Here is a 25,680-nt window from a genome sequence, read left to right as displayed (position 1 = left end):
CTGTTTATAATACAAAGCAAGAAATTGACAAATTGATTGCGGGCATTCATAAGGTTAAGAAAATGGTTTTGTAAGCCAGTTATGATTTTGCAATTATAAAATATGACCATAAACGAAATACAAGATGAAATCATTGAAGAATTTGAACTCTTCGATGATTGGGAAGGAAAATACGAGTACATCATTGATTTAGGTAAAAAACTACCTAAACTTTCAGATGAATTTAAAACCGAAGATAATATCATCAAAGGTTGCCAATCAGTAGTGTGGCTTCATGCCTACAAGCAAGACGGAAAAATACATTTTGAAGCTGATAGTGAGGCAATTATAGTGAAAGGTTTGGTGAGTATGCTTGTTAAAGTTATGACCAATCATACACCCGAAGAAATATTAAAGTCTGATTTATATTTTATTGATAAAGTAGGTTTGGCAAGTCATTTGGCACAGACCCGTTCCAACGGATTAGCATCTATGGTGAAGCAAATGCGAGCTTATGCGGTGGCATATTCGAGTATATAAATTGAAGTTTGTATGATAATTACATCTCTTTCTCAACTTGACCTTGATGGAACCTATTCTTACGCTGATTATTTGAAATGGCGTTTTAAAGAAAGTGTTGAGCTTATTCGTGGCAAAATCTTGAAAATGTCGCCTGCACCAAGTGTGAAACATCAAGAGATTTCAAGGCAACTTTGTAAGGAACTTTTTAATTATTTTGATAGAAAACACCCTTGTCAAGTCTTCAATGCACCATTTGATGTAAGACTCTATGACAAGAAAAAGTCTTTAAAAGTCAATGATGATATTTTTACAGTGGTGCAACCTGATATTTGTATCATCTGTGACAAAAATAAATTAGATACGAAAGGTTGTTTGGGGGCTCCAGATTTAATTATTGAAATTCTCTCGCTTGGAAACAGTAAACGTGAGATGAAAATCAAGTTTGATTTGTATGAAGAGTCGGGCGTTAGAGAATATTGGCTTGTTTATCCTTATGAAGAATCAATCACAAAATTTATTTTGAATGAATCAGATAAATTTGAATATGCAGGACAATATGCCAATGATGATGTAATTTCACCAACTATTTTTCCAAGTCTTTCGATTGATTTAACCGAAGTTTTTTATCACCCCGAAGGTGAAAATGATGATGATGATGCAAATATTGTCCGTATTTAGTGTTTTTTAACAATAATTTTATGACTACCGAGCAAGAATTAAAAGATAAAGTAATTGAAGCAATCAAGCAGGTATATGACCCCGAGATTCCCGTTGATGTTTATGAACTGGGCTTGATTTATGACATAAAGATTTTTCCAGTGAATAATGTTTATGTTTTAATGACACTCACTTCTCCGTCTTGTCCTTCGGCTGAATCAATTCCTGTAGAAATCGAACAAAAGATTCGTGAAATTGAAGAAGTGAGCGATGTAAGCGTAGAGCTGACATTCGACCCTCCTTACGCAACCGATATGATGTCGGAAGTGGCCAAGCTCGAACTTGGGTTTATGTAAATCTCGTACTTGAGTATTTTGCTCAAATTAGATAATAATTATATAAAAATGTCAGTTTTGCCCTATGACATTTTATAACCATCAAATAAAAGCTCCCCTTAAGGGGCGGGGGAGCGGCTAAATTTATGTATCCTCCTCATTTAGTTGCACCTATGAAAGCCGACTTAGTAAACGCAGGCTTTCAAGAATTACTTTCTGCGTCAGACGTAGATAATTTTATCGCCAATCAGAAAGGTACTTCATTGGTTGTTATCAATTCGGTATGTGGTTGTGCTGCAGGTACTTGTCGTCCAGGAGTAAAATTGGCTCTTCAAAGAACTGAGGCAAAACCTGATTCGCTTGTTACTGTTTTTGCAGGTGTTGATACTGATGCAGTACAGCAAATGCGTACTTATATTCCTTTTCCTCCGTCATCGCCTGCAATTGCGATTTTCAAAGATGGAGAAGTGGCTCACTTTATCGAAAGACACCACATCGAAGGACGTTCGGCTGAAATGATTGCCATGCACCTATCGGCTGCTTTGGAAGAAATCGTAGGCGAAGAAGCGTAATTAGTTTAGAGTTCTGAATTATGAGTTATGAGTGTTGTTCTCGAAACTCATAACTCAGAACTCTTACCCGCTACGGCGGACCGTTCAGAACTCTTAGAAGTTTGGTTTCAATAAGTATTTACCGTAGAATTCGTCGATAACTTTAACGGCATCTTCGGCGGTATCAACCAGTTTAATAAGATTCATATCCTCTGGATTGATATTTTTTTCTTTTTCACACATTGTTTGGTTCAACCAATCAAGTAGCCCTTTCCAATATTCACTTCCAACCATTACGATTGGGAATCTTGCAATTTTCTTAGTTTGAATTAAGGTTAAAGCTTCAAAAAGTTCGTCGAGTGTTCCAAAGCCCCCCGGCATGACAATAAAACCTTGTGAATATTTCATGAAACATACTTTTCTTGCAAAAAAGTAGTCGAAATTGATGCTTTTATCGGGGTCAACGAATCGGTTTGGAACTTGTTCAAAAGGTAGTTTGATATTCAAACCTACCGATTTTCCGCCATTTTCGGCTGCACCTTTGTTTCCTGCTTCCATTATACCAGGGCCACCACCGGTTATTACGCCGTAGCCTCTCGATACCAGTTTTGCAGCAATTTCTTCCGAAAGTAAATAAAACTTGTGGTCAGGTTTTGTTCGTGCCGAACCATAAATAGTTACGCACGGGCCAATTTTTGCCAAACGGTCGAAGCCATCAACAAATTCAGCAACGGTTTTTAATATTTGCCATGAATCTTGGCTTTGGATTTCATTCCATCCTTTTTCTACAAATGCCTCACGAATTAATTCTTCTTCATTTAGTATTATCTCTTTTTCTGCCATAATTTTTTTGTTTGTGGTACGAAATAGTTTCCGAAGTTATTTTTTTATTTGGTCGAATAAAACAATTCTTCTCTAATTTTTAAAAAGAATTGGATAATGAAAACGTATATTTGCAGAAAAAAGTTTAGAATATTTTAAAATGAATTTTTCTTGGCTAATTCATCCCCCAAAAGAAGAATTCTTGATCTATTTTTTTTAAACAAAATTAGGGGAATAAAATATTATGAAAGTTGCAATTGCAGGCGACCACGCTGGTTTTGAGTACAAAAAAGTCATTCTTCGTTGGCTTCAAGAACAAAATTTTGAAACAGCCGATTACGGCCCATATACGCCCGAAGCAGTCGATTACCCTGACACAGCTCATCAATTGGCAAGTTCGGTTGAAAGTGGGCAGTATGAATTTGGTGTTTTGATTTGTGGAAGTGGAAACGGTGTTTGTATGACCGCAAACCATCATCAAGGTATCAGAGCAGGATTAGTGTGGAATGTAGAGGTTGCAGAATTGATACGCCAGCACAATAATGCCAATGTTATTTGTTTGCCTGCACGTTTCATTGATGTTGAATTAGCACTTGAATGTGTAAAAACTTTCTTGAAGACAGAGTTTGAAGGTGGCCGTCATGCTCGACGAGCTGATAAAATTCCTTGTTAAAAAATAAGAACGGCTATGAGTTAGAAATCATATCCGTTTTTGTTTATGGTCTATTTGTGACAGGTATAAGCTTGCTTGAAAGCATCGGCTATGACTTAGTAATGAGAAAAGATCTTTGCTAAATTTATGAGTGGCTCATCGGGTACGTAATTTGCTATTTTTTCATGCTTTAATTCCCAGAAAGTGATATCTAGCCGATATCCGATTTTGGAAGCTGAGATTTTATTTTAGCATTTTTGCGAGGCGTTTATAGCATGGATTATTAGGTTATTAGGTGTTTTTAGACATCCTCTAATCTATATCGTCAGTAATTTAAAAAGGTGCTGATTTGAACATCAAAACAGCACCTTTTTTATAAAGACAATAATTCAATTTTATTCCCATTCAATCGTAGCAGGTGGCTTCGAACTAATATCATACACAACACGATTTACTCCTTTTACCTTGTTTATGATTTCGTTGGAAACATCCGCTAAAAACTCATATGGTAAATGTGCCCAGTCGGCAGTCATACCGTCGATACTTGTTACGGCTCTTAAAGCTACAACTCTCTCGTAGGTTCTCTCATCTCCCATAACACCAACACTTTGCACAGGCAAAAGCATCGAGCCAGCTTGCCATACATTATCATATAAACCGCTACTTTTTAGACCATTAATAAAAATAGCATCAACTTCTTGTAGAATCTGTACTTTTTCTGGCGTTACATCGCCCAGAATTCTAATACCCAAGCCAGGCCCTGGAAATGGATGACGACCTAAAATATTTTGTGGTATATTAAGTGCTTTTCCTACCTCACGAACACCATCTTTAAATAATAAACGTAATGGTTCAACAACTTGCAACTTCATGAAATCTGGCAGACCACCAACATTATGGTGTGATTTTATGGTAGCAGACGGGCCTTTTACCGACACAGATTCAATCACATCTGGATAAATCGTACCTTGTCCAAGCCATTTAGCCCCCTGAACTTTGTGTGATTCGGCATCAAAAACATCTATAAATGTTTTGCCAATTGCCTTACGTTTTGCTTCCGGATCTGTCAGCCCTTTTAGAGCATCATAGAATCTTTCTTTAGCATCAACACCAATTACATTTAGTCCTAAACCTTTATAGGATTCTAAAACTTCTTCAAATTCATTTTTCCGTAATAATCCATTATCAACAAAGATGCAAATAAGGTTTTTGCCGATCGCATGATGTATCAGCGTAGCTGCCACTGACGAATCAACACCGCCAGATAGGCCCATAATCACTTTGTCGTCACCGAGTTTCTCTTTTAGCTCTTGGATAGTAACTTCAGCGAAAGAATCAGGGGTCCAGTTTTGCGAGCATTCGCAAATATCCACCACAAAGTTTTTAATAATCGTTTTTCCTAAAACCGTATGAGTTACTTCGGGGTGAAATTGGATTCCGTAAACAGGTTTTTCTTTTAACTTAAAAGCAGCAACTTTTACAGTATCGGTTGAGGCGATAATATCGGCATTGGTTGGCGGAGCAGCAATTGTATCACTGTGCGACATCCAAACTTGGGTATTATCTGCAACATCTTTGAAAAGAGCGAATCTATTATCAACTTTATTTAGAATGGTGCGTCCGTACTCTCTAATTGAGGATGGAGCTACTTCTCCGCCGCCAGTTTGAGCCATCATTTGAGCACCATAGCAAACTCCAAGCACAGGCAATGTCTTGGCAAATTCTTGCCAATCAACAATGGGTGCGTCTTCGTCTCTTACAGAGCATGGGCTTCCTGAAAGAATTACGCCTTTAATATCGGCTGTAATTGGCGGGATTTTGTTGAAGGGGTGTATTTCACAATACACGTTAAGTTCTCGTACTCGGCGTGCGATCAATTGTGTAAATTGAGAGCCAAAATCAAGAATAAGTATTTGTTCGGTCATGGTAACATTTCTAAAATACAAAGTTAGAAGAAAATGGCTTTGTGTGCAAATTAGTTAAGGTAAATGGTCAACAGATGTTAGCCAGGTATTGAGCTAAGTAGTTGATTATAAGTGATTTTTAGCTAAAACTATCGTCGTGGCCCTTATTAAATTATTTCATATTCTGCTTAAAACTGGAAATATATAAACTGAGCCGGTTGGTCGAATACGCCCAAGATAAAAAACGCCATCATGAAAAGATAATAGAGTGTCCAGCGAACGGCAGTTGGATATGAGGCGATCATCTGGCGAATACTTTTATCTCTCTGTAGATAATGAATACACTCCATGAAGATAATCAAACCAATGGCTATCAAAAATTCAACTATTGTGAAGTTGAGAAACACATTTTCGGAAATGTATGCAAAAGTAAAAAAATCTTTCAAAGTGGGCATATTTGAAAATAAATGACTTACTAAGTGCCAACACTGACTTTGTTCGAGATAATTTCCTCTAAAAAATATCCAAGCAAATGCAACTAAACAAAATGTAGTGAAGGCTTGAAGTGATTTAAGTAGAAATGGGACTTTTTCTAAACCTGAAATTCTATTGAATACAGCACGTGGTTTTTGAGTAATTCGAGCAAAAATCAAATAAAATCCATGCAATGCCCCCCAGATTATAAAATTCCAATTGGCTCCATGCCATAAGCCACTCACTGCAAAAACAAAAAATTGATTGAAATATTGTCGAGTTTTTCCCACCCTGTTTCCACCTAGTGGAATATACAGGTAATCTCTGAACCAGGTAGAGAGTGAAATATGCCAACGACGCCAAAATTCAGATATACTTTTCGAAAAGTAAGGTCGATCGAAGTTTTTCATAAGTTTGAACCCCATCACCTCGGCTGTACCTAAAGCAATATCTGAATAACCCGAAAAATCACAATATATTTGAAAAGTAAAAAATATTGTGGCTACAATAATCGGAATTCCTTCGTATTCCATTGGGCTATTGTAAACCCTATCCGCGAATAAAGCGAGGCGGTCGGCAATGACCACTTTTTTGAAAAGCCCCCACGCCATTAGTTTTAATCCACTAGTAACTCTTTGATAATCAAAGGTTTTCTTTTCATAAAATTGGTGTAAAACATTTTGTGGCCTTTCGATTGGACCCGCAACTAATTGTGGGTAAAACATTACATACAGTGCATATAACCCAAATTGTTTCTCGGCTTGTTGATTTCCACGGTACACCTCAATCGTATAACTCATGGCTTGAAATGTGTGAAATGACAGACCAATAGGCAAAATAAAGTCTAATAATTTGAAATGAGCAATATTTGCCTGAGCTAAAGCAAAAATGGCAAAGTTTGTATACTTAAAAAATACCAAGACACCAATATTAGCAACCAGGCTTAAGATCAAAAATTGTTTGCGTTTTTTTCCAACTGCATTTTCGATCCAAATACCAGCAAAATAATCTATTACTATTGTAAAACCCAAAATCAAAAGGTACTCGGGTTTAAAGGCCATATAGAAGACACAACTAGCGGCCAATAGCCACCACCATCTGTGCTTATGCTTAAGCACAAAATAAATGATAGTAACAATTGGAAAAAACAATAAAAATTCAATTGAATTAAAAAGCATATGATCAGGAAAATGACGTGGGGTTCGACGCTATGATTATGAATAATACTACATGGATACTGCTATTCTTACTAAAGTTTAGTTTTATTCAACAACTCAATTATTTTTCTTGTGCGGATCTCACCACCTTTTTGAGTTAAATGATAAGCCATATCATGATAGAGTGAATCGGCAAAAACAAAATCTGATGGTTTTCCTAAAATTGGAAACCTCGCATAGGTTTGGTATTCTTTCTCAAATCTATCGATAATTGGTTTATCAAGCACATAATTTGAATGTGAATACGTAGGATAAACAAATACAACCTTTACACCCTTAGACTGCATTGATTCGTAAAACTCATTCATATCAGCAATTGCCTCTTTCAAACTTACTTTATCACTTAATATTGCTCTTGGAATAACTTTCATTGGTGGATTATTGAAGTGACTCACCAAATCGCCGTATTCATTAGTCGATTTTCTAAAAAATACACTCGTTGTATCTGAAACCTGATAGTTTAATTCCTTATTTTTTAGTAATCGCTCTAAGATATTTTTAAACCTATTGATTTTTAATTGAGAGGTTTCTCGAATCTGCTCAAAAATATCATCAAATTCTATCCAATCATTCGCCTTTGGAAAATAGCTTGCCATTAGTAACTGCTCACTTTTATTTCCTTTACTCTGAATAATGTATTCAAAACCCATAACTACAAGGTCTCCTTTCTTCATTGCTGGTAATAATTGTTTGAGCATAAATTTTGCACCATAAGCGTAATGGATAGCCATGTTTACCACTGGCTTATTGAGCGAATCGGCAATAAGTTTGCTATTAATTCCGTAAGCAAAATTAGAGCCTGCTATCAGAACGACTTTGGGTGAAGGTGTGCTTTGTAGTCGATGAATTTTATCAATAATAATGGCATTATACGAAGTCTCTGAATCGTGTTTTTTGTATGGATCAAAATAATAAAATGCTTCGATTGTTCCCCATGAAAGGATTGCCAACAACAAAGTCTTAATAAAAAACTGTTTTATATTCATATTTTTAAAGACAGAACCTATGCTCTAGCTTTCGCCTGATAAATCAAGTCGGTCTGTATTTTTTTTATCTTAGTATAAATTGATAGTTTTGTAAAAAATCAGCATCAGAAACTAATGAATTTACCTCGATTTATTGCCCAACGTATTCAGAAAACCACCTCCACTACTTTTACTTCGACGGTCACGAAAATAGGTATTTCGAGTATTGCTATTGGTTTGGCTGTAATGATTATATCGTTTAGTATATTAATTGGCTTTAAGCAAACCATCAGAGAAAAACTCTTTAGCCTTAGCTCACACATTCAAGTCAGCAAAATTACGTTGAATCAATCGTTTGAAGAAACGCCAATTACAATAAATACAAAATTTTATCAAAATTACAGAAAAAACCTTGAAATCAGGCACGTTCAAGCTGTTGCAAATAAAGCAGGCTTATTAAAATCTGCGGAAGAACATACGGGTATTGTGATAAAAGGGGTGGGAAGAGACTATGATTGGGGAAATTTCAAAGAAAATTTAATCGAAGGAAGAGCAATCAATTTTAAAGACACCACTTACTCAGACGAAATCATTATAAGCAAACAAATAGCTAATCAATTAAAAATTAAATTATCTGACAAGGCCAGAATTTATTTTATTCAAAATCCACCACGAATCAGACCTGTCAAGGTAGTTGGGATTTATGATACTGGCTTAGAAGAATTTGATAAAAATTTTATTCTCGGCGATATTGCTTTAGTTCAACGCATGAACGATTGGGATAAAAAAACTGCCGGACATTACGAAGTTTTTTTGAAAAACTTTGATCAATTAGATGTGGTAGCCAAACAAATTTTTGACGAGATAGATCAAGATATGCAATTGGTGAAGGTAACAGAAATGTTTCCGGCAATTTTCGACTGGCTAGGCCTTATGGATAGAAATATCATAGTCATAATCGCGTTGATTTTATTAGTAGCCAGTTTTAATATGATTTCGGTACTTTTGGTAATGATGATGGAACGTACCCCGATGATTGGAATGCTAAAAGCATTAGGTACTGATAATCTGAAAATCCGAAAAATTTTTATTTATAACGGCCTCATGATTATTCTCAAGGGAGTGATTTATGGTAATGTTATTGGTATTGGTTTTTGTTTTTTGCAGAAAACATTTAAAATTATCCCTCTTGATTCGGAAAGTTATTATATGAGTTATGTGCCGATTTCGATGGATTGGCTCACGATTTTGGTGCTCAATGTAATTACTGTTTTGTTGGTTTTGGCAGTTATTACAATTCCGACATTGGTGGTTTCACGCATGAAATTAATAGAGTCATTGAAGTTTAAGAGTTAAAGCCTCAATGAATCAATCGGCCGTTCTACAAAAAAAAGACTCCGAGATACCGAAGTCTTTTTTGTAGAAGCCTAAAATTTGATTGACTAACCCTATGCTTTTGCTCTTGTATTATCCTTAAAGACTATTATAAAAATTAATAACACAACCGCCGAAATTGCCGCTGGAACCATCCAAACGGATGTCCAATCGTGCGTACTTACTTCACCTACTTTGGTTGTGTATTTATCTAAAACTTTTCCTGACAGAATCGAACCAATCCCCATTCCGATGCCATAAGTTGCCAACGTGATTAAACCTTGTGCTGAGTTTTTGATTTTCTCACCAGCTTTATTATCCGTGTAAATTTGCCCTGTCACAAAGAAAAAGTCATAGCAAATACCGTGTAGAATTATGGCTAAATAAAGCATCCATTCTGATGAAACACCATCGCCATAACCAAAACACACAAATCTAATGATCCATGCAATAAGGCCAACAATTAGCATTTTCTTGATACCAAACTTGCTCAAAGCAAACGGAATCAAGAGCATAAAACCAACTTCAGAAACTTGCCCCAAAGACATTTTATTTTCAACATTCGTCATATTAGATTCTGTCAATGACAAATTGGCGTGGGCATAATAAAACGACAATGGAATACAAACCAAAATTGAACAAATAAAGAAGACCAAAAACGAACGGTCTTTGAAAAGTACAAAAGCATCGGTTCCGAGAATCTGACCAAACGATGTAGCTTTTGTTGCTTTGGGTGGGGTATTGGGCAAAGTGAAGGCAAAAATCGCCCAAGCAATTGAAGTAAACATGGCAATTTGGAAAATAGTTACTTTGTCGCCCACTCCATAGAAGCCAATAATATTTGTGATCACAATCCAAGCAATTGTACCCATTACCCGTATAGAAGGAAACTCTTTTTCGGGATTTTCCATCTGGTTCATGGCAATCGAACTTGATAAAGCTAAATTTGGTGCAAAAGTAAGCGTATAAGCTAAAATGTACCAAAAGAATGTATCAGGGTCTTGGTTTTGAATCAAGAAATACAAAATAACAGCACCTAAGATATTCAAAACGCCCATTACTTTTTGTGCTGAAAAAAAACGGTCAGCTACCATTCCCATAAAAAATGGAGCTACAATTGAAGCTATAGAAAATGTAGCATAAGCACTACCAATTTGGTCGCCAGTTGCGTGAAGTGTTGTAAAAAGGTACTTACCCATTTGTCCGTACCAAGCTCCCCACGTCGAAAACATGAGAAACATCATCAACATGAGTTTAATTCTGGTTGTAAGAGTCATATATTTTAGTGTTGTTTAAAAAATTGGCTTAGTTTATTTTATCTGATTACAAATTTGTTCCATCACCCAATTGGTTCGAGCGGCCGACTCTCCATTGCTGGGGCAAAGGCCAACACCATTCAATTCATTAATTATAGTTTGAATAAATGGTAGCTGAATATTTTGAGGAAAATCAAATTCAAATCGCATTGGTGATTGACCCTCTACTTCAAGTGTAACTGAATTATCGCCAAAACAAGGGAAAGAGATTTGTCCTTTACTTCCCACTATTTCAATCACCTCTTTCTCACTTATTTTATTTGTGGCAAATCCCCAAACTCCAGTTCCGATTATGCTATTCTCAAATACAAAATTACCCACAACTAAGTCGTCGCCAGCATAGCTATTTGTCTGATTCGCCGAAAACCCACTTGCTTTTTTTATTGGACCAAATAGAAAATCCAGAGCATCTAATTGGTGGCATGCCAAATCAAAAAAGTATCCGCCACCCGAAACCTCTGGATTCACCCGCCAATTATTCAAGTTTTGGTCTTTAGCCTCTACAGTTTTTTGTACAACAACATTAACAAAACGTACCTCACCAATGGCTTTTCTATCCAGTAGTTCTTTTATTTTTAAAAAATTTGGTAATGACCTACGGTAATAAGCCACGAAAAGAGGAACCTGTGCGGTCTTACAAACCTCTATCATTTTTAAACATTCTTCGTAAGTACGAGCCATTGGTTTTTCCACATACACTATCTTTCCAGCCTCGGCAACTTGCTTGACGTATTCGGCATGAGAGTTTGGTGGAGTGGCAATGTAAACTGCTTCGACCTCGGGATCGTTGATTAATTCGGAGGCATTTGAATACCATTTTTTTATGCCGTGTCTTTGAGCAAAATCTTTGGCTAGCTCGGGAGTTCGTCTCATAACTGCCACCAATTCCGACCCATTTATTTTCTTAAATGCTGGCCCACTTTTTACTTCACACACATCACCAGCTCCAATAATTCCCCATTTAATTGACTTGATATTATTCATATTTTTAAAATATTAGCCCCAAACCTTAGTTCCTTCGGTGCAGTTCTTACACATCTCAATTTCGGCACGGGCATTCGTTAATGATTTTCTAAACTCTTGATAAGGAGGGCTTTGCCAAACTTCATTAAATGTTTTTTGTTTTAAATCTCCCATTCTGTATTCGGCATCTTTATCGAAACAACATGGCACGACAAGGCCGTCCCACGTAACAACACACGAATGCCACATTTTCCAACAATTATCCAGCAATTTATTTTTGATTTGATACTTACCATTGTCTTTTTTTTCGTAACGGGCGTATTTCTCAATCGTCGGAATCAGTGGTGAACCGTCTTCATAATCATAAATCTGGGCGGTTTTAAAAGCGACTTCATCAACACCAATTTCCTTGGCCATTTTTCTTACGTCTTCAAGTTGATGTTCGTTGGGCTTTACCACTAAGAATTGAAAAATGATGTGCGGCGTTTTGGACTTTAAAACTTTTTTCCAGTGCACAATTTTTTTTGTCCCTTCAATAACTTTGTTCAAGTTTCCTCCAACACGATATTGCTCATAAACTTCTTGCGTTGTGCCATCAATCGAAATGATCATTCTGTCTAAACCCGACTCAATTGTTTGCTTTGCTGCAATATCGGTCAAATAATGGGCATTTGTTGAAGTTGCGGTGTATATACCTTTTTGTGAAGCATACTTCACTAAATCTAAAAATTTAGGGTGCAAATAAGGCTCGCCTTGGAAATAGAAAATCAAATACAGTAGAGTGTCGGAAAGTTCGTCAATGGTTTGTTTGAAAAGTTTTTCTGGGAGCATACCGGTTGGGCGTGTAAAGCTACGTAAACCACTCGGACACTCAGGACAACGAAGATTGCAAGAAGTTGTTGGTTCGATCGAAATAGCAATTGGTAAACCACGATGAATCGTTCGACCAAAAATTTTCGACTCAAGATAACTACTTACGTTTTTCAAGGCGTTCCAAGCTCGTGGCCAAGTCACCTTTGAAAAAAAATTAATACCATCTTGAAGATTGCGATTCATTTGAATAGATAAAAAATAAAACTGTAGATTATTGACAATTATATATCTCGAAACTGCATATAAATTTTCTTTAAACGCTCATCTTTTTCGTGAGTGATTATTTCTTTCATCAGAATTCTTACTTCTTTGAGTTCAGTTATCAAGCTAAGCGTTTGCATGCCGGCAAATCTTACATACCATTGAGTGTCATTTTGGGCTATTTGTGAAAGTAAAGGCAGACTTTTTAGTTGTATTTCTGGCGTTGACTTGACCAAGTATGTGCCGAATATACCCAATACTTGATATAAATCATTGCCTTTCATTTTGCTTAGATGATTTTGAAACCATTCAAATCGAAGTGGAGAAGCTTCTTCTGCAAAATAATTGGCTACTGCCGCAAAAATACTTGGATTGGTCGAGGTATCAAACTTTAAAACTAACTCAACGGCATCGGAGGGTTTGCTTGCCAATAAAGCTTCTATAGCTGCAGCTTGCACGGTATATGATGAATCATTTAATGCATTACGGAAAAGTTTATCATTTTGTGAATTCTGAAAGCCTTTCATTGCCAAAATGGCATCTGCTCTCACATACGAACGTTCGTCGTGTATGACTCGGTATTGCAATGCTCTTTCTACCTCTAAAAAATCTTCCCCATCATAATCAAAGAATTTTTGAATGGCAAATTGACGTACTCGCCAAAATTTATCTTTTGTGGCATCAATCAATAGTTTTCTGATTTTTTTTTCGGCTGGTGGATAATAAAATGTTGTATCGTCTTCGGGGATATAGGTTAGCGTTTCCAACACATTCAGTTTTGTGGCAATGTGTTCGGTGTTATAGAACTGATAAATAAGCTCATCTTGTGATTTTTGGTGTTCAATTTTTCCTACTAGAGTATTGTCAGGGTCAAGTAGGACCATTTTGGGGGCAGACTTTGATAAAAACTCAAAAGTTTGCTGCTTTTTATCAACAAGAATTTCGTGTAAGACTTGCTCATTATCCGACTTAACGAGCACTTTTATTGGTAAACGATAGATCGTTGAGTAAAGTGTATCTTGTATTTGTTGAACATTCAATTTCAGTTTACCATTCGCAAAATCATGTGAAACCTCAAGCACAGGATGCCCAGGTTTCTTGAACCACTGCTCGAAAAACCAATTCAAATCTTGACCAGTTACTCGCTCAAATACTAATCGTAAATCCTCTATTTCGGCAGTTTTAAAGGCGTATTGATTAAGATATTGTCTGAGAGCTTCAAAAAAAGCCTCATCACCCACTGTACTTCTGAGTAAATGTAAGATTCGTCCGCCTTTGGCATAAGAATGAGAATCAAACATATCTTCTTTGTCCAGATACCTAAATCGGATTAAAGGCTCCTGTTTTTCTTTGGCCTCATCAAAATATTGATTGAGTGCAATATGAGATACCAAGTCGGCTTCATCTTTTCCATATTTATGATTTGCCCATAAATACTCCGAATAATTGGCAAATGCTTCATTTAATGGCAAATTTGCCCATGATTCGCACGTAACTAGGTCTCCAAACCAATGGTGGAAAAGTTCGTGGGCAATAACCCCATCATCATTATCATCCACTAATTGGTGATTATCTTTTTGGATGAAATCGCCATGAACGGTAGCCGTAGTGTTTTCCATTGCCCCCGAAACATAATCACGAACCGCAATTTGGGCATATTTTTCCCATTGATATTTAACTCCCAAAAGCTTTTCGAAATAACGAATCATTTCGGGCGTTCGGCCATAAATGTTGAGTGCATATTTCTCGAATTTGGGTTCGATGTAATAACTCACCTCAAAATCTTTAAAATTTGGGTCAACTACTTTTTTGAAGTCTCCAACTGCAATCATTGATAAATACGGAGCAGCAGGTTTAGTTTGTTTCCAATAATCGGTGCGTGTTCCGTCAGAATTTTGTTTTGAAGCAATAAGTTTGCCGTTTGAAAGGGTGGTAAATTTTGAATCAACCGTCAGAAAAATCTCTTGGGTCATTTTCTGATTTGGCGAATCTATTGTTGGAAACCAACAAGAATTTGCCTCGGTTTCGCCTTGAGTCCAAATTTGTTGAGGTTTATCTGTTTCGTTGCCGAGTGGATTAATAAAATAAAGCCCTTTGTCGGCTGTAATTGCATCACTACCACCCGCTATTCTTTCATTAGGTTTGGCAGTATATTGAATCTGAATCGTTACGGTATCCTTTCGAGTATAAGTTTGGCCTAAATATATTTTCAAGGTATTTTTATCGTAGTCATATTTCAACGAATTTCCTTTTGATGTAACTTCTTGAATATCAAAGCTTTTTGCATCAAGACTAATCGAATTTTGAGAATAAAAATGAGGTTTAAAAGTTAGTGTTGCTTTTCCGTAGAGATACTGCTTTTTCCAATCTGGACTGATTTCAAGTTTTGTATGAATCAAATCGTGTTCGATTGATCTTGAAGCGTTGTACGGCCCCTGTGCGGGAACCACAACAATGTTTTCTTGAGCAAAAACGCAAAGAGTGAAAAAGAAAAATATAGCTGTTTGAAGAGATTTCATTGAATAAAGTAGGGCTTAAAAATTACTTTCGTCTTTTTTGATAATTGCCCGAAGTTTTTACGGGTTTTCGAAAATCATTGAAATAATGTTCTTTTACTCTTCTTAAAGCAAAGCCATCATCGAAGGCCTCAATGGTGTAGTCTCTCTTAAACTTAAAGTCATCTAAACTTGCATAGCCTCCTTTAAGTGTAAGGGTAAAAATATTGCTATCAGCATCAAAAATCCATGAAGTTTCTTCGGTATCGATGTCTAGGAAGTCAACACCTGCACAAAATTTTATCTTTGGATCACTTTCGTAGTCATACTCAATCGTACCATTATCCGATAAGTTTAACACTAAGTTATTGATAGTCAATTTAGATTCATGGTAAGGTGTTAGATAAATATCGCCTCTTTCTATCTTATTTCTGACCAAAATCCAACGTTTAGTTTTATCAAATAAAGCTTTATGGAGTTCTAAATAATTAATTTTAACAGGCGGTGTAACTGCCACTTCAATACTTTTAGTGTTTTCAGCAGAGGCTGTTATTTTTGCTTCGGTAATAGACGTATTTTTCACTACCGAATCTGTTTCTACCGACTCTATTGAGCTTGTGGCAACCAAAATTTTTGTAGTATCAACATTAACTTTTGGACTTTCGACCACAATTTTATTTTCAGCAACATCCTTATCAGCACTTGTAACGTTCGTTGTTATTGCAATTGGGTGAGTGGCTGTTTTATTTACTTGATTTACAACTACTGGCTTTTTTCTTAAATCCTCATAAAAAAACTGCTTGGATTTCATTAAAATATAGCCATCATGCACTTCGTCTATTTTATATTCACGTTGAAACTTAAAATCATCGAGTGTGATGTATCCAGCTTGTATGGTCAACGTAAGTATTTTAGTAAGCGTATCATACGCCCATGAACTTTCTTTGGTGTTGATATCAAGATACTTAATAGTAGGATTTTCGGCGTATTTTGAATTGGTTTCGTAATCGTAAACAATTTTTCCATTTTCACTGAAAGACAACACTAAAGTATTCAACTTAACTTTTGTCTTTTTATAGGAAGTCAAGAAAACTTCATTTTTTTCAATTTTGTTATTGACCAAAATCCAACGATTAGAGGCTTCCAAGAGCGGGTTTTGTTGAGCAATAACTTCAAGAAACGTCAGTAAGAAAACAGCAGTTATAATAAGTTTATTCATTTTGGGTTATTCAAAATTCGGGTATAGCGAATTATTCTCAATAGAAATCTAATTATATAAGACTTTAACGTAGGCAAGGCATGAAGCCCGACGTTGGTATCAATTCTTCGCAGCACGTTTTGCGGGCAAATACGAAGCCAAAAGTGTGATGATGATAATTGAAATGGCGGTCAGTACAAAATCGCTTAGTTGCATTTTGACAGGATAAGCATCAATAAATGAACTTTCAATTCCAATTTTTATGATGCCGAATTGTTCTTGGAGAAAACAAATCACTCCCCCTACAACAAGCCCCACAATTGCTCCAATAAACGAAACTAAGGCTCCTTCTGAATAAAAGATACGCTTTACCAAACTTTCATTTGCTCCCATTGCAAAAAGCGTTTTTAAATCTTGCTGTTTGTCAATGACGAGCATTGTAAGAGAGAAGAAAATGTTAAATGATGCAATACCAATAATAAACATCAATGCAATAAAAATAAACAGCTTCTCGATTTTGATTGCTCTAAACAATGAAGCATTTTGCTCATCTTGATTTTGCACCAAGAAATTTTCTCCTAAAATATTCTTTACTGCTGCTTGTATTTGAGCAATATCTGCTTCTGGTTTAGCCTGAATCTCAATTGCACTTCTTTTATCGCCATATTCAGTGAGCTGTTTAGCAACTTCAAGCGGAATATAAACAAAACTATCATGTTGCAATTGTTCTAACGAATACACACCAGAAATATTCAGTATCTCACGATTGATATTATCATCAGGATTTAACGAGTATGAATTTCGATTGCGAGGGTACCATAATTCTATTGGTTCAATGATATTTTGCAACGAAATATTCAATGCGGCATAAACGTTGCCACCGATAAAAGCATAATCAACGCTATCTTTGGAAAGTACAAAATTACCTTCAACCAACGATTTCTTTAATGGACTATGAGCTTGAAAGGTTTCATCAACGCCTTTTAGCGTAACAACCATTTGAGAGTTTTCATACTTTACCAAAGCATTATCTTGAATCACCTCGGTCACGTACCAGACATCTTTTAAAGCTTTTATCTTTGTAAGCTTTCCTTGATCAATCAAAAAGCTTTTCCCGTTTTTAGGCGAAACTTTTATGTCAGCATCAAAAGATTTAAAAATTTTACGATTTAAATCCTCCAAGCCGTTGAAAACTGACAAAACAATTACCAATGCCATTGTTCCGATGCCAATTCCGAGCATCGAAATAATAGAAATAAAATTAATGAAACTCTTTTTCTTCTTTGAAAAAAAATATCTTTTGGCAATTAGCAATGAAAGATTCACGAACTAACGAATATTAGTGGATTTTAATTTTATTCCTCACCTTCAACTGGAGCTGGCGGAATGACAATTCCCGCAAAAAGAGCATCCATTTTTTGAGCGTATTCGGCCGTATCATCAATATAAAATTGGAGATTTGGCACAATTCTTAATTGATGACGAACTCTTTCTCCCAATAAGTTTCTAATAACTTTTGTATTTTCACGAACAATCTGCAAAACACCTTCCCGGTCTTTTGCCAACAGAAAGCTCAAATAAACCCTTGCAATAGCCAAGTCTGGTGTGGTTTTCACATCTGTAATCGTAACAAATGCACCATCGAATAATTGCTTCAAATCTCGTTGAAAAATCTCTCCTAAATCTTTTTGTATCTGCTTTGCTACTTGTCTTTGTCTTTTCGATTCCATCATTACTAATAATTTTGAGTGATGGAATGAGTGAATGAGTGAATAGAAAAAATGAATACGCTCGAAATTCATTCTTTCATTCTACCATTCTATCATTCTATCATTAATTTTATGCAAATATCCGCAAATTTTCGGGTTAAATAAAGTAAAGTTTCATACATCAACTACTTTTTTCATAACTTTGTGTTGTAAACTAATCTTTCAAAGCCTTGTTAACATTTTTTAGGTTAAATTCTCTTTTTCATATTTTTTCACTGCTTTTGCTGGTCGTGATAATCAAGTTGCCATTTTTAGGGCAGAAACTCCCGATGCTCCTTCCCGAACTTGAATGGATGTTGGTCGGTGAAAAAATTCATGATGGTAAATTCTTATATAAAGAAGTTTGGACCAATGTTGGGCCTTTGGCATCGTTTCTTTATTGGGCGATTGATGTTTCGTTTGGACGTTCGCAATTTGTTTATGAGTTTATTGCTATTCTTATAACTTATTTTCAGGCACTATATTTTACTTTTGTTTGTAATACTCGCCAAACTTATCTCGAAAAAAATTACGCTCCTGGTCTCATCTATGTGCTTTTGATGAGTCTTTCGTTTGATATGAGTAAACTTTCTCCGATATTACTCTCAACAACATTCTTGCTTTTTGCATTCAATAAGCTCGTCAAACAAATGGAACGCCGCGAAGGGGTTTCGGATGAAGTATTTGAAGTTGGACTTTACATTGGTATAGCTTCTTTGTTTCACCAACCAACGATGGTCTTTATTTTTTGGAGCATTGCCAGCCTTGTTTTCTTTACAAATGCCAACCTACGTCAGCACTTTTTGGCAATTTTAGGCTTTGTATTGCCACTATTTTTGGCCGGACTTTATTTTTACTTTTATGATAGTCTCGACGAATTTAAGTACAATTGGTTTAATGGTATTTTCAAAATCAAACAATATAGTTTAGAGGACTTCAAAAGTGCCTTTATTGCGATTACCATTCCTTCGGCTTTGGCAGTTTTTGGTTTTCTGAGACAAACACAAGTAAGCCGTTATAATAGTTATCAGCAACGCACACAACAAATCATGCTCATTTGGGGTATTGCTTCATTATTGGCCTTGTTTTTATCTCCTAATGTTGCACCGATGCAATTCATTATTTTTGTGCCGTTTTTTGCCTATTTTATTACAGGATTTTTCTTCCATTTGAAAGGGGCTTTTTTGCCTGAATTACTTTTCACAACTCTGTTTCTTTTTATAGTATTTGTTCAATATCAAGGAGTTACACCATTTGTGGGCAATGGTTTTGAACAACTCGCCGATATGAGAGTGAAACCAAAAGAGATACCAGAGAGAATGAAAGGCCAGAAAATGCTCGTGATTGGCGAAAGGATTGATGAATATTCGTATGGTGAGTCAGCAACTTGCTACCTAAACTGGGAACTCTCAAAAATTGATTTAGAAAACCCTGATAACTACGAAAGTATCATTAATATTTTCGATAATTTCAAGAAAGATCCGCCTACAATTATTATTGATAAACAGAATGTGATTCCAAAGATTTTCAAGAGAATTCCAGCCTTAGCTTCTGATTATCAAGTAACTAAAGAAAAAGGTATTTATCAGAGGAAGTTTTAAAAAGGGTCTTATAATTAGTACATGAGTCAAATACAAAGTCCCGAACTAACATTACTTTAAATATTGAGATTTTTCAGTAAGGCCCCAAATACTCCAACATACCGGAATATTTGGGGTATTTTTATTTAAAATATTCTTTGTAAATGCCAAAAGGTTTGGAGTTTCAAAGTTGTGGAAGTCTGCTTGTCAAGCATTAGAACGAGAGATATTTTCAGATTTAGTTTGATTTGTCCGCTAGCAATTTGAATGAACAGCGGTTAGAGGGAAAAAAAGCAAATTTGTTGAGTTCGCGAAGTTAAACCTCTAAGGCAGAAGAGAGTTGCATAGATTTAATGACTATCCTTCCATTATTTTCATGAAGGAAGACTAGGAAGCTGCTTGGTAATCGGAAAAATTATTTTGTATAGAATAAAAATCGGGCCAAACGACTGCTAGCTGGGTGGGGACATTTACTGTGTCACTTCTGTTGATAAAGTTAAGTTAGTTAAAAACACTAGCTGCTTAATTTAATAATATCCTCTCTACCATTGATATGATTAGCTTGAAAACTAATTACACTGTAAACTAAATAAGTATAAGTTTTGATTTAGTACACTCCCCATCGGGGAGGGAGGGCCACGAAAAAAATGTTGTACTTACTTAAATTACAATGTACTATTGAGGTTGGCGATAAATTAAGTCATATTTAAATAAAAATATGTCAAAATTGAGCTTTCTAAGATTTAAAATTCTGTTGAAATAGAAAAAGGTTAAAACTATAATTAACTTTTATATAGTTCTAACCTTTCACCATTCTTGTTGAGACTTTAATTACTTATTTCACTTAGCCTCAGTTTATCTTTTGTATTGTTATTGGAAGATGTGGAGGATACATTATCGTTTGTATTGTATTCCTCTTTTTTTAATTTTAATCTTCTAATTTCTAAAAGATTTCCAACAACAAAATAGCAAATTAACAAAAATAAAATAAAAAAGCAGAGTTGGGTGTTACTGAAGTAACTTCTTGCAAAATATGTAATTCCTGTCAGAAAAACCGTGGTGAAATAGAGTGCAAATGATGCATATATATGTGATAAATTGTTATCAATCAGTAAGTGATGCATGTGCAAGCGGTCAGCTTTGAACGGAGATTTTCCACGTAAGATTCGAATCGAAAACACCCTGATTGTATCAAATATTGGAATAATCAAGATAACAATTGCGATGATTGGAGCACTCACAAATGAACTGTCAGCTTCCCATGCATGCATGACGTTTAAATGAATGAATTTAACGGCTAATACAGTGATAATGTAGCCTATAATTAATGAGCCTGTATCACCCATAAATATTTTTTGTGTTTGGGAGAAGTTGAATCGAAGAAAACCTATCAGCGACCCAGCCAAGCACAATGCCAAACATGCCAAAGAATAGTGGTGGTTTACTAAAAACCATAATCCAAAACCAGTACTTGCTATCATCGCGATGCCACCAGCGAGGCCATCAATTCCATCAATCAGATTGAATGCATTGATCATAGCAACGAAGATAAAAACTGTGAGTAAAATACTTATGATGTATGGAATATGATTGATACCAAATATACCAAATAGATCGGAAATACGTAAATCGCTACCGATAACAACAATTGCTGAAGCCAAAACTTGGACAATCATTTTCTTGGTAGGAGAGAGGGCATAGAGGTCATCTTTAATACCTAGGAAGAATAATATAACTGTTCCGGCAAATACCTTATGGATTAAAATACCTTCGTCACCAAAATTCCAAATCATGTATCCGATTAAAACCCCAGCAAAAATTGCTACCCCTCCGAATGTTGGAGTTGGGGTTTTGTGCGAACTCCGTTTGACAGGATTATCCATCAATCCTCGAAGTCCGCTAATATTTATAATCACAGGAATTGAACGCAAGTTGATTAACATTGCGATTATTGCTGAAATTAAGATTTGGATTTGCTTATCTGGGATAAGTGATTCAAATGTTGGAAACATCAGAACTTAGTTTAATGATATTTTACTTTGTTAGTAATTAGTATACAAAATAAATACTTTTTTCGATGTAAAATTTAAAAAGAGAAATCTTTTTAGAGATTTATTTATCTAAAGGTAATTTCTCTGTTTCTTATAAGTTGTGCTGGATTTCCTTGATAAATACAATAGGCGTCTAATGACTTATTAGCAACCGAGTTAACCGATAAAATAGAATGTGAATAACAAGTTACACCTCCACAAACAATTGATTTTGCTCCAATCCAAACTCCTTCTTCAAGAACTATATCTTTGATGATCAAATCAAATGTTGTTTTTTTATAATCATGATTTCCGGATAATAGCATGGCTCCTTGTGATAAGCAACAATTATCTCCTATTTTTACTTTTCCTAGGTTATCTATCCATAATTCTTCTCCCAACCATACATTATTACCGATTTCCAAATTCCATGGATATTTGATATTAATATTGGGTTTCAGCGTTACGTTATTACCAATTTTTGCACCAAAAATACGCAATAAACTTATTTTTATGGAAGCTGGAATTAGTAAATACGAGTTTATAAACAAAGCATTAACTACATACCAAAGTGCAGATATTATGAAGCCTCTAGTCAAATTTGAGTCTTTGTACCAATCATTATTGTATTTCGTTAAATCCGTTTTTTGCATTTGATAATTTTTATTTTGCGGTATTCAATGCTTATAGCTGTTTAATGATATCAGGAATGCTGTAGTTTTGCAATTAATAAACTACTTTTGGCTCTGCCTTCTTCTAATCTTTCTGACAAATAGGCTTTTGTGGCTTCAAAGTGCTTGCGATAACTCTCTTTATCTCCCATTTCAACGATATTTGCCCATTCATGTACGGCGGTATGAAATGCCAAATCTTCGCCCCTAATACTTTTATCGAATAAGGCTGCGTTAATGGTCTCCTCCAATAAATCTTCGTTCATGAACAAATATTCAGCCATGCCAACTCGTAATTTGAAGGGTGGAGTCTGACAAATAAGGCTTTTATAAGGATTAGTGCCTAGTCTATACCAAGTATCAACCATTGCCAGTAAACTTAAATGTGAATTTGGTTTATGTCCAAAATCTTGGTTGAGGCTAAATTCACTCATGATTTTGTCGTCTAGCATTAGCCTTTCATTCTTATCCTTAAATACATTATCTCGAGCAGTGTAAATCCGTTTTCTGAACTTTTTTTCGTTTTCCTCAATCATCAACTCGAAAAGGTCACTTTCAGCTTTTGCATAATTTCGCACGTCTCTTTTAGCATAAGGATTTTGTAATGCTAAACCTGAGTAAACATGAAACTTATAGCTGTAAATACGTAGGGTCATTAAAAGTTTTACATTGTCAAGCCCATTTGGTTGGGAGGTGTCTTCCCAAGGATAAACTTTACGATGCATGAAGGCCGTCCCGATGCTTTCAAAGCCTATGTGTGTAACGGCTTGAATATCGGCCATCATACGGTCATGGGCATGGTAATCTTCGAGCTGGTGGATTGTTGAACCTATTTTGCTGAGAATTTTTGTTGCATCAGAAAATGACGCATCGCTGGCCCGATGATTAATGAGAATAAGTGTTTGCCCAACGGGATTTACGGCCGGACCATAAAGTGCATGACAAGTAATGATTTGTGCATCTTTTGGTAAATGTTTTTCGAACGCCGCGATTTCTGGCGTTTTGACTGAGGTTTGCCCAGCCACAATTGCACCGTATTTGGTTGATGGACCACATTGGGCAACTACTTTTTCGATGTTTTCTGCTTCTACTGAGTAGAGAATAAAATCGCACAAACGAGAAATAGCGACTCCATCGGCAAGAATATGGATACCATCACTGCTTAGTTCTTTTTCAATAATGTCTCGATTTTGTGGAAGGTCACATCCATATACTTCGAATCCTGCCTTTGCCCAAATTCGAGCAAACATTTTGCCCATATCGCCTAAACCAATGACACCTATTTTCATACACGAATTTTAAAGCGGATTTCCGCTCATCTTTTGTTTCTACTAGATTGAATAATTAGCTGAAGAATTAAAAAATTAGACATTAATTATTTAATTTGTAATTTACAAAATAACAAAAAATAGCTCGTTTGCTCATTCACTAGTCTTAAATTATTTTATGCGTACTATATTGTTGCTGCTCATTTCGAATACATTCATGACATTTGCTTGGTATGGGCATCTGAAAAGACCCGAACTTCCGATTTGGAAAGCGATACTCATAAGTTGGGGAATTGCTTTTTTTGAGTACATATTTATGGTACCAGCCAATCGACTTGGCTATGGACAATTTAATGCCTTTCAGCTGAAGACAATTCAAGAAGCCATCACCTTGATTGTTTTTGTGGTTTTTGCGGTTTTATATCTTAAAGAACCTCTTAAATGGAATTATTTATTGGGTTTTGGTTTGATATTCTTGGCAGTTTGGGTTGTTTTTAAGAAATAATTTATTGTTCGAAAGCAGCTCTGATCGTGTCAAAAATTCTACCTAAGATACTAATGTCTTTTGTGATAACTTCGGCATTACCTTGCATTCCATGACGAAAAGATAATTTCTTTTTAGATGAGGTGGTCAGTCCGTTCGGTAAATTTACATAAACTTTGTAGACACTCTGACTACCGGAATTGGATGTTATCGTGGACGATACATCGGCAATTGAGGCTACTTTTCCTTTTAAAATACCGAACTCCTTTTTGCTAAAATTATCCAGTATGATGTTTACATCCTGGCCTTCAGCGATTTTTCCTGAGCCAGATGCCTCTAAAAATAGTTCTCCCACATAAGAACTCGAAAGAGAAGCGTTGGTATTTGCTGTTGGTGGTATGATGTTAGCTACTTCTTGATTTTCGTTGATATAAGAATTTTGTTTGATAAAACTAAGGTAGTTGACTTTTCCTCCAATTGTGGCTTTCAGTAGGTACGTTTGTTCCCAAATATTCAATTGATTAAGTAAATTTGTATAAGCATCAAGCAGTAGATTGTTTGAATTTAATTGTCGGTCTTTTTGCTCGAAATCAACCTCAATTTTTTGACTTTGTAAGGTGATTATTCGGTTCTGATTTTCATCGTAGCTTGATTTTGCTGCCTCCACCGCTTTTAATTTTTGAAAAACCTCATCTTGTTTTTGTTCTAATTGTTCGGTTGAGATACTACCAGCTTTGTGCAATGCTTTATATCGATTTTCATAATTTTTTTTCTGAAGATTATATTCACTCTCCAAGAGCTGTACTTGTCTCTTTAAGCGTTCTGAAATCTGACTATATTCTTCAATTTGTTGATTGATGCTCAATTTACGTAGCCCAGTATTTTGTTGTCTGATATTGAGTGATCCGATTTCTTTAATTTTCAGTAAAAAATTGTTGTAAGGAACTTGAAGTTCGCCTAATTGTAAATCATCTGTAAATTGTCTAAGAGAGTCTGGATTAAAGGAATTTGTGGAGCTACTTTTTATGAAATTTAGTTTTTGTTTTAATTTTAAAAAATCATTAAATTTAGTAGCACTTTTCAGATACCCTAACACTTCATCCTCTTTGACTATCGACTTATCTGGCACAATTAGTACAATATTTCCACTTGTTCGAGTCACAAGGGGTACGGGTGGGTTGTTGGATGTTATATTGATTTTTCCTTTTATTACGTCAGGATATTTTACAAAATAGCTCAGTATCAAGATAGTTGCCACAATACCAAAGATAACAGTTAGCCCCCAGCGGAGAGTCCAGCTTGGCATTTCGGAAAGTATTTCATCTACTTCCTCGCTGCGGCGTGGCATATTCAAGACACGAACAGGAGAGGGGCCGGAAGGTTGAATTTCGTTTGGCATAA

The 25,680-nt window shown here is 35.6% G+C and carries 23 protein-coding genes; 8 read left to right on the top strand and 15 right to left on the bottom strand.

Features of this window, described 5'->3' with window-relative positions; translation table 11 throughout:
• Nucleotides 1–102 precede the first annotated feature (102 nt).
• The 4 genes from ACOVO2_RS00305 to ACOVO2_RS00290 all read left to right on the top strand — a co-directional run bounded on the left by ACOVO2_RS00305 (nt 103) and on the right by ACOVO2_RS00290 (nt 2,065).
• Nucleotides 103–519, top strand: coding sequence for a SufE family protein (locus ACOVO2_RS00305; RefSeq protein WP_421768056.1), 417 nt, complete (start codon nt 103–105; stop codon nt 517–519).
• A gap of 12 nt (nt 520–531) precedes the next feature.
• Nucleotides 532–1,179, top strand: coding sequence for a Uma2 family endonuclease (locus ACOVO2_RS00300; protein ID WP_421768055.1), 648 nt, complete (start codon nt 532–534; stop codon nt 1,177–1,179).
• Nucleotides 1,180–1,199: 20 nt separating this feature from the next.
• Nucleotides 1,200–1,514 (top strand): iron-sulfur cluster assembly protein, encoded by a 315-nt coding sequence (locus ACOVO2_RS00295; protein WP_421768054.1) that lies wholly within the window; start codon nt 1,200–1,202, stop codon nt 1,512–1,514.
• A gap of 125 nt (nt 1,515–1,639) precedes the next feature.
• Nucleotides 1,640–2,065 (top strand): BrxA/BrxB family bacilliredoxin, encoded by a 426-nt coding sequence (locus ACOVO2_RS00290; protein WP_188766062.1) that lies wholly within the window; start codon nt 1,640–1,642, stop codon nt 2,063–2,065.
• A gap of 93 nt (nt 2,066–2,158) precedes the next feature.
• On the opposite strand, the gene ACOVO2_RS00285 is transcribed toward ACOVO2_RS00290, so the two are convergent.
• Complete coding sequence (locus tag ACOVO2_RS00285) at nt 2,159–2,887, bottom strand: TIGR00730 family Rossman fold protein (RefSeq protein ID WP_421768053.1); 729 nt, start codon at nt 2,885–2,887, stop codon at nt 2,159–2,161.
• 223 nt (nt 2,888–3,110) lie between these two features.
• On the opposite strand from ACOVO2_RS00285, the gene rpiB reads away from it, so the two are divergent.
• Nucleotides 3,111–3,539: a ribose 5-phosphate isomerase B gene (gene rpiB / locus ACOVO2_RS00280; RefSeq protein WP_421768052.1), complete on the top strand. Its 429-nt coding sequence runs from the start codon at nt 3,111–3,113 to the stop codon at nt 3,537–3,539.
• Between the two features lie 374 nt (nt 3,540–3,913).
• Here rpiB and guaA read toward each other — a convergent pair whose 3' ends face one another.
• The 3 genes from guaA to ACOVO2_RS00265 all read right to left on the bottom strand — a co-directional run bounded on the left by guaA (nt 3,914) and on the right by ACOVO2_RS00265 (nt 8,099).
• Nucleotides 3,914–5,443: a glutamine-hydrolyzing GMP synthase gene (gene guaA / locus ACOVO2_RS00275; protein WP_421768051.1), complete on the bottom strand. Its 1,530-nt coding sequence runs from the start codon at nt 5,441–5,443 to the stop codon at nt 3,914–3,916.
• Between the two features lie 167 nt (nt 5,444–5,610).
• Nucleotides 5,611–6,696, bottom strand: a complete 1,086-nt coding sequence (locus tag ACOVO2_RS00270; RefSeq protein ID WP_421768050.1) for an MBOAT family O-acyltransferase — start codon at nt 6,694–6,696, stop codon at nt 5,611–5,613.
• A gap of 449 nt (nt 6,697–7,145) precedes the next feature.
• Entirely contained in the window at nt 7,146–8,099 is a 954-nt protein-coding gene (locus tag ACOVO2_RS00265; RefSeq protein WP_421768049.1) for a hypothetical protein, read from the bottom strand.
• 114 nt (nt 8,100–8,213) lie between these two features.
• Between ACOVO2_RS00265 and ACOVO2_RS00260 the strand changes: the two genes are divergently transcribed.
• Nucleotides 8,214–9,434, top strand: a complete 1,221-nt coding sequence (locus tag ACOVO2_RS00260; protein ID WP_421768048.1) for an ABC transporter permease — start codon at nt 8,214–8,216, stop codon at nt 9,432–9,434.
• Between the two features lie 92 nt (nt 9,435–9,526).
• Here ACOVO2_RS00260 and ACOVO2_RS00255 read toward each other — a convergent pair whose 3' ends face one another.
• The 7 genes from ACOVO2_RS00255 to rbfA all read right to left on the bottom strand — a co-directional run bounded on the left by ACOVO2_RS00255 (nt 9,527) and on the right by rbfA (nt 18,228).
• On the bottom strand, nt 9,527–10,729 hold the full coding sequence (locus ACOVO2_RS00255) for a nucleoside permease (protein WP_421768047.1): 1,203 nt from the start codon (nt 10,727–10,729) through the stop codon (nt 9,527–9,529).
• 33 nt (nt 10,730–10,762) lie between these two features.
• On the bottom strand, nt 10,763–11,752 hold the full coding sequence (locus tag ACOVO2_RS00250) for a Gfo/Idh/MocA family protein (protein WP_421768046.1): 990 nt from the start codon (nt 11,750–11,752) through the stop codon (nt 10,763–10,765).
• Between the two features lie 12 nt (nt 11,753–11,764).
• Nucleotides 11,765–12,787, bottom strand: a complete 1,023-nt coding sequence (locus ACOVO2_RS00245) for an SPASM domain-containing protein (RefSeq protein ID WP_421768045.1) — start codon at nt 12,785–12,787, stop codon at nt 11,765–11,767.
• Between the two features lie 38 nt (nt 12,788–12,825).
• Nucleotides 12,826–15,324: a M1 family aminopeptidase gene (locus ACOVO2_RS00240; RefSeq protein WP_421768044.1), complete on the bottom strand. Its 2,499-nt coding sequence runs from the start codon at nt 15,322–15,324 to the stop codon at nt 12,826–12,828.
• 22 nt (nt 15,325–15,346) lie between these two features.
• A complete protein-coding gene (locus tag ACOVO2_RS00235; protein WP_421768043.1) occupies nt 15,347–16,519 on the bottom strand; it encodes a hypothetical protein in 1,173 nt (390 codons plus the stop codon).
• 99 nt (nt 16,520–16,618) lie between these two features.
• Nucleotides 16,619–17,824, bottom strand: a complete 1,206-nt coding sequence (locus ACOVO2_RS00230; RefSeq protein WP_421768042.1) for an ABC transporter permease — start codon at nt 17,822–17,824, stop codon at nt 16,619–16,621.
• Between the two features lie 29 nt (nt 17,825–17,853).
• Nucleotides 17,854–18,228, bottom strand: coding sequence for a 30S ribosome-binding factor RbfA (gene rbfA, locus ACOVO2_RS00225; RefSeq protein WP_421768059.1), 375 nt, complete (start codon nt 18,226–18,228; stop codon nt 17,854–17,856).
• A gap of 269 nt (nt 18,229–18,497) precedes the next feature.
• Between rbfA and ACOVO2_RS00220 the strand changes: the two genes are divergently transcribed.
• Nucleotides 18,498–19,847, top strand: coding sequence for a hypothetical protein (locus ACOVO2_RS00220; protein WP_421768041.1), 1,350 nt, complete (start codon nt 18,498–18,500; stop codon nt 19,845–19,847).
• Nucleotides 19,848–20,653: 806 nt separating this feature from the next.
• Here ACOVO2_RS00220 and ACOVO2_RS00215 read toward each other — a convergent pair.
• The 3 genes from ACOVO2_RS00215 to ACOVO2_RS00205 all read right to left on the bottom strand — a co-directional run bounded on the left by ACOVO2_RS00215 (nt 20,654) and on the right by ACOVO2_RS00205 (nt 23,816).
• Nucleotides 20,654–21,838, bottom strand: coding sequence for a glycosyltransferase family 4 protein (locus tag ACOVO2_RS00215; protein WP_421768040.1), 1,185 nt, complete (start codon nt 21,836–21,838; stop codon nt 20,654–20,656).
• Nucleotides 21,839–21,942: 104 nt separating this feature from the next.
• Nucleotides 21,943–22,509: a WcaF family extracellular polysaccharide biosynthesis acetyltransferase gene (locus ACOVO2_RS00210; RefSeq protein ID WP_421768039.1), complete on the bottom strand. Its 567-nt coding sequence runs from the start codon at nt 22,507–22,509 to the stop codon at nt 21,943–21,945.
• A 50-nt stretch (nt 22,510–22,559) separates the two neighbouring features.
• Nucleotides 22,560–23,816: an NAD(P)-binding domain-containing protein gene (locus tag ACOVO2_RS00205; RefSeq protein ID WP_421768038.1), complete on the bottom strand. Its 1,257-nt coding sequence runs from the start codon at nt 23,814–23,816 to the stop codon at nt 22,560–22,562.
• Between the two features lie 157 nt (nt 23,817–23,973).
• Here ACOVO2_RS00205 and ACOVO2_RS00200 point away from each other — a divergent pair, with 157 nt between their 5' ends.
• Nucleotides 23,974–24,300: a DMT family protein gene (locus tag ACOVO2_RS00200; RefSeq protein WP_421768037.1), complete on the top strand. Its 327-nt coding sequence runs from the start codon at nt 23,974–23,976 to the stop codon at nt 24,298–24,300.
• A gap of 1 nt (nt 24,301) precedes the next feature.
• Here ACOVO2_RS00200 and ACOVO2_RS00195 read toward each other — a convergent pair whose 3' ends face one another.
• Nucleotides 24,302–25,678 carry an HlyD family efflux transporter periplasmic adaptor subunit gene (locus ACOVO2_RS00195; protein ID WP_421768036.1) on the bottom strand — a complete coding sequence of 459 codons (1,377 nt, stop codon included), beginning with the start codon at nt 25,676–25,678 and terminating at the stop codon, nt 24,302–24,304.
• Nucleotides 25,679–25,680: the final 2 nt, after the last annotated feature.

This window comes from Emticicia sp. (assembly GCF_049241225.1).
Taxonomy (GTDB): domain Bacteria; phylum Bacteroidota; class Bacteroidia; order Cytophagales; family Spirosomataceae; genus Emticicia.
This window is presented reverse-complemented; position numbering and strand designations above follow the sequence as displayed.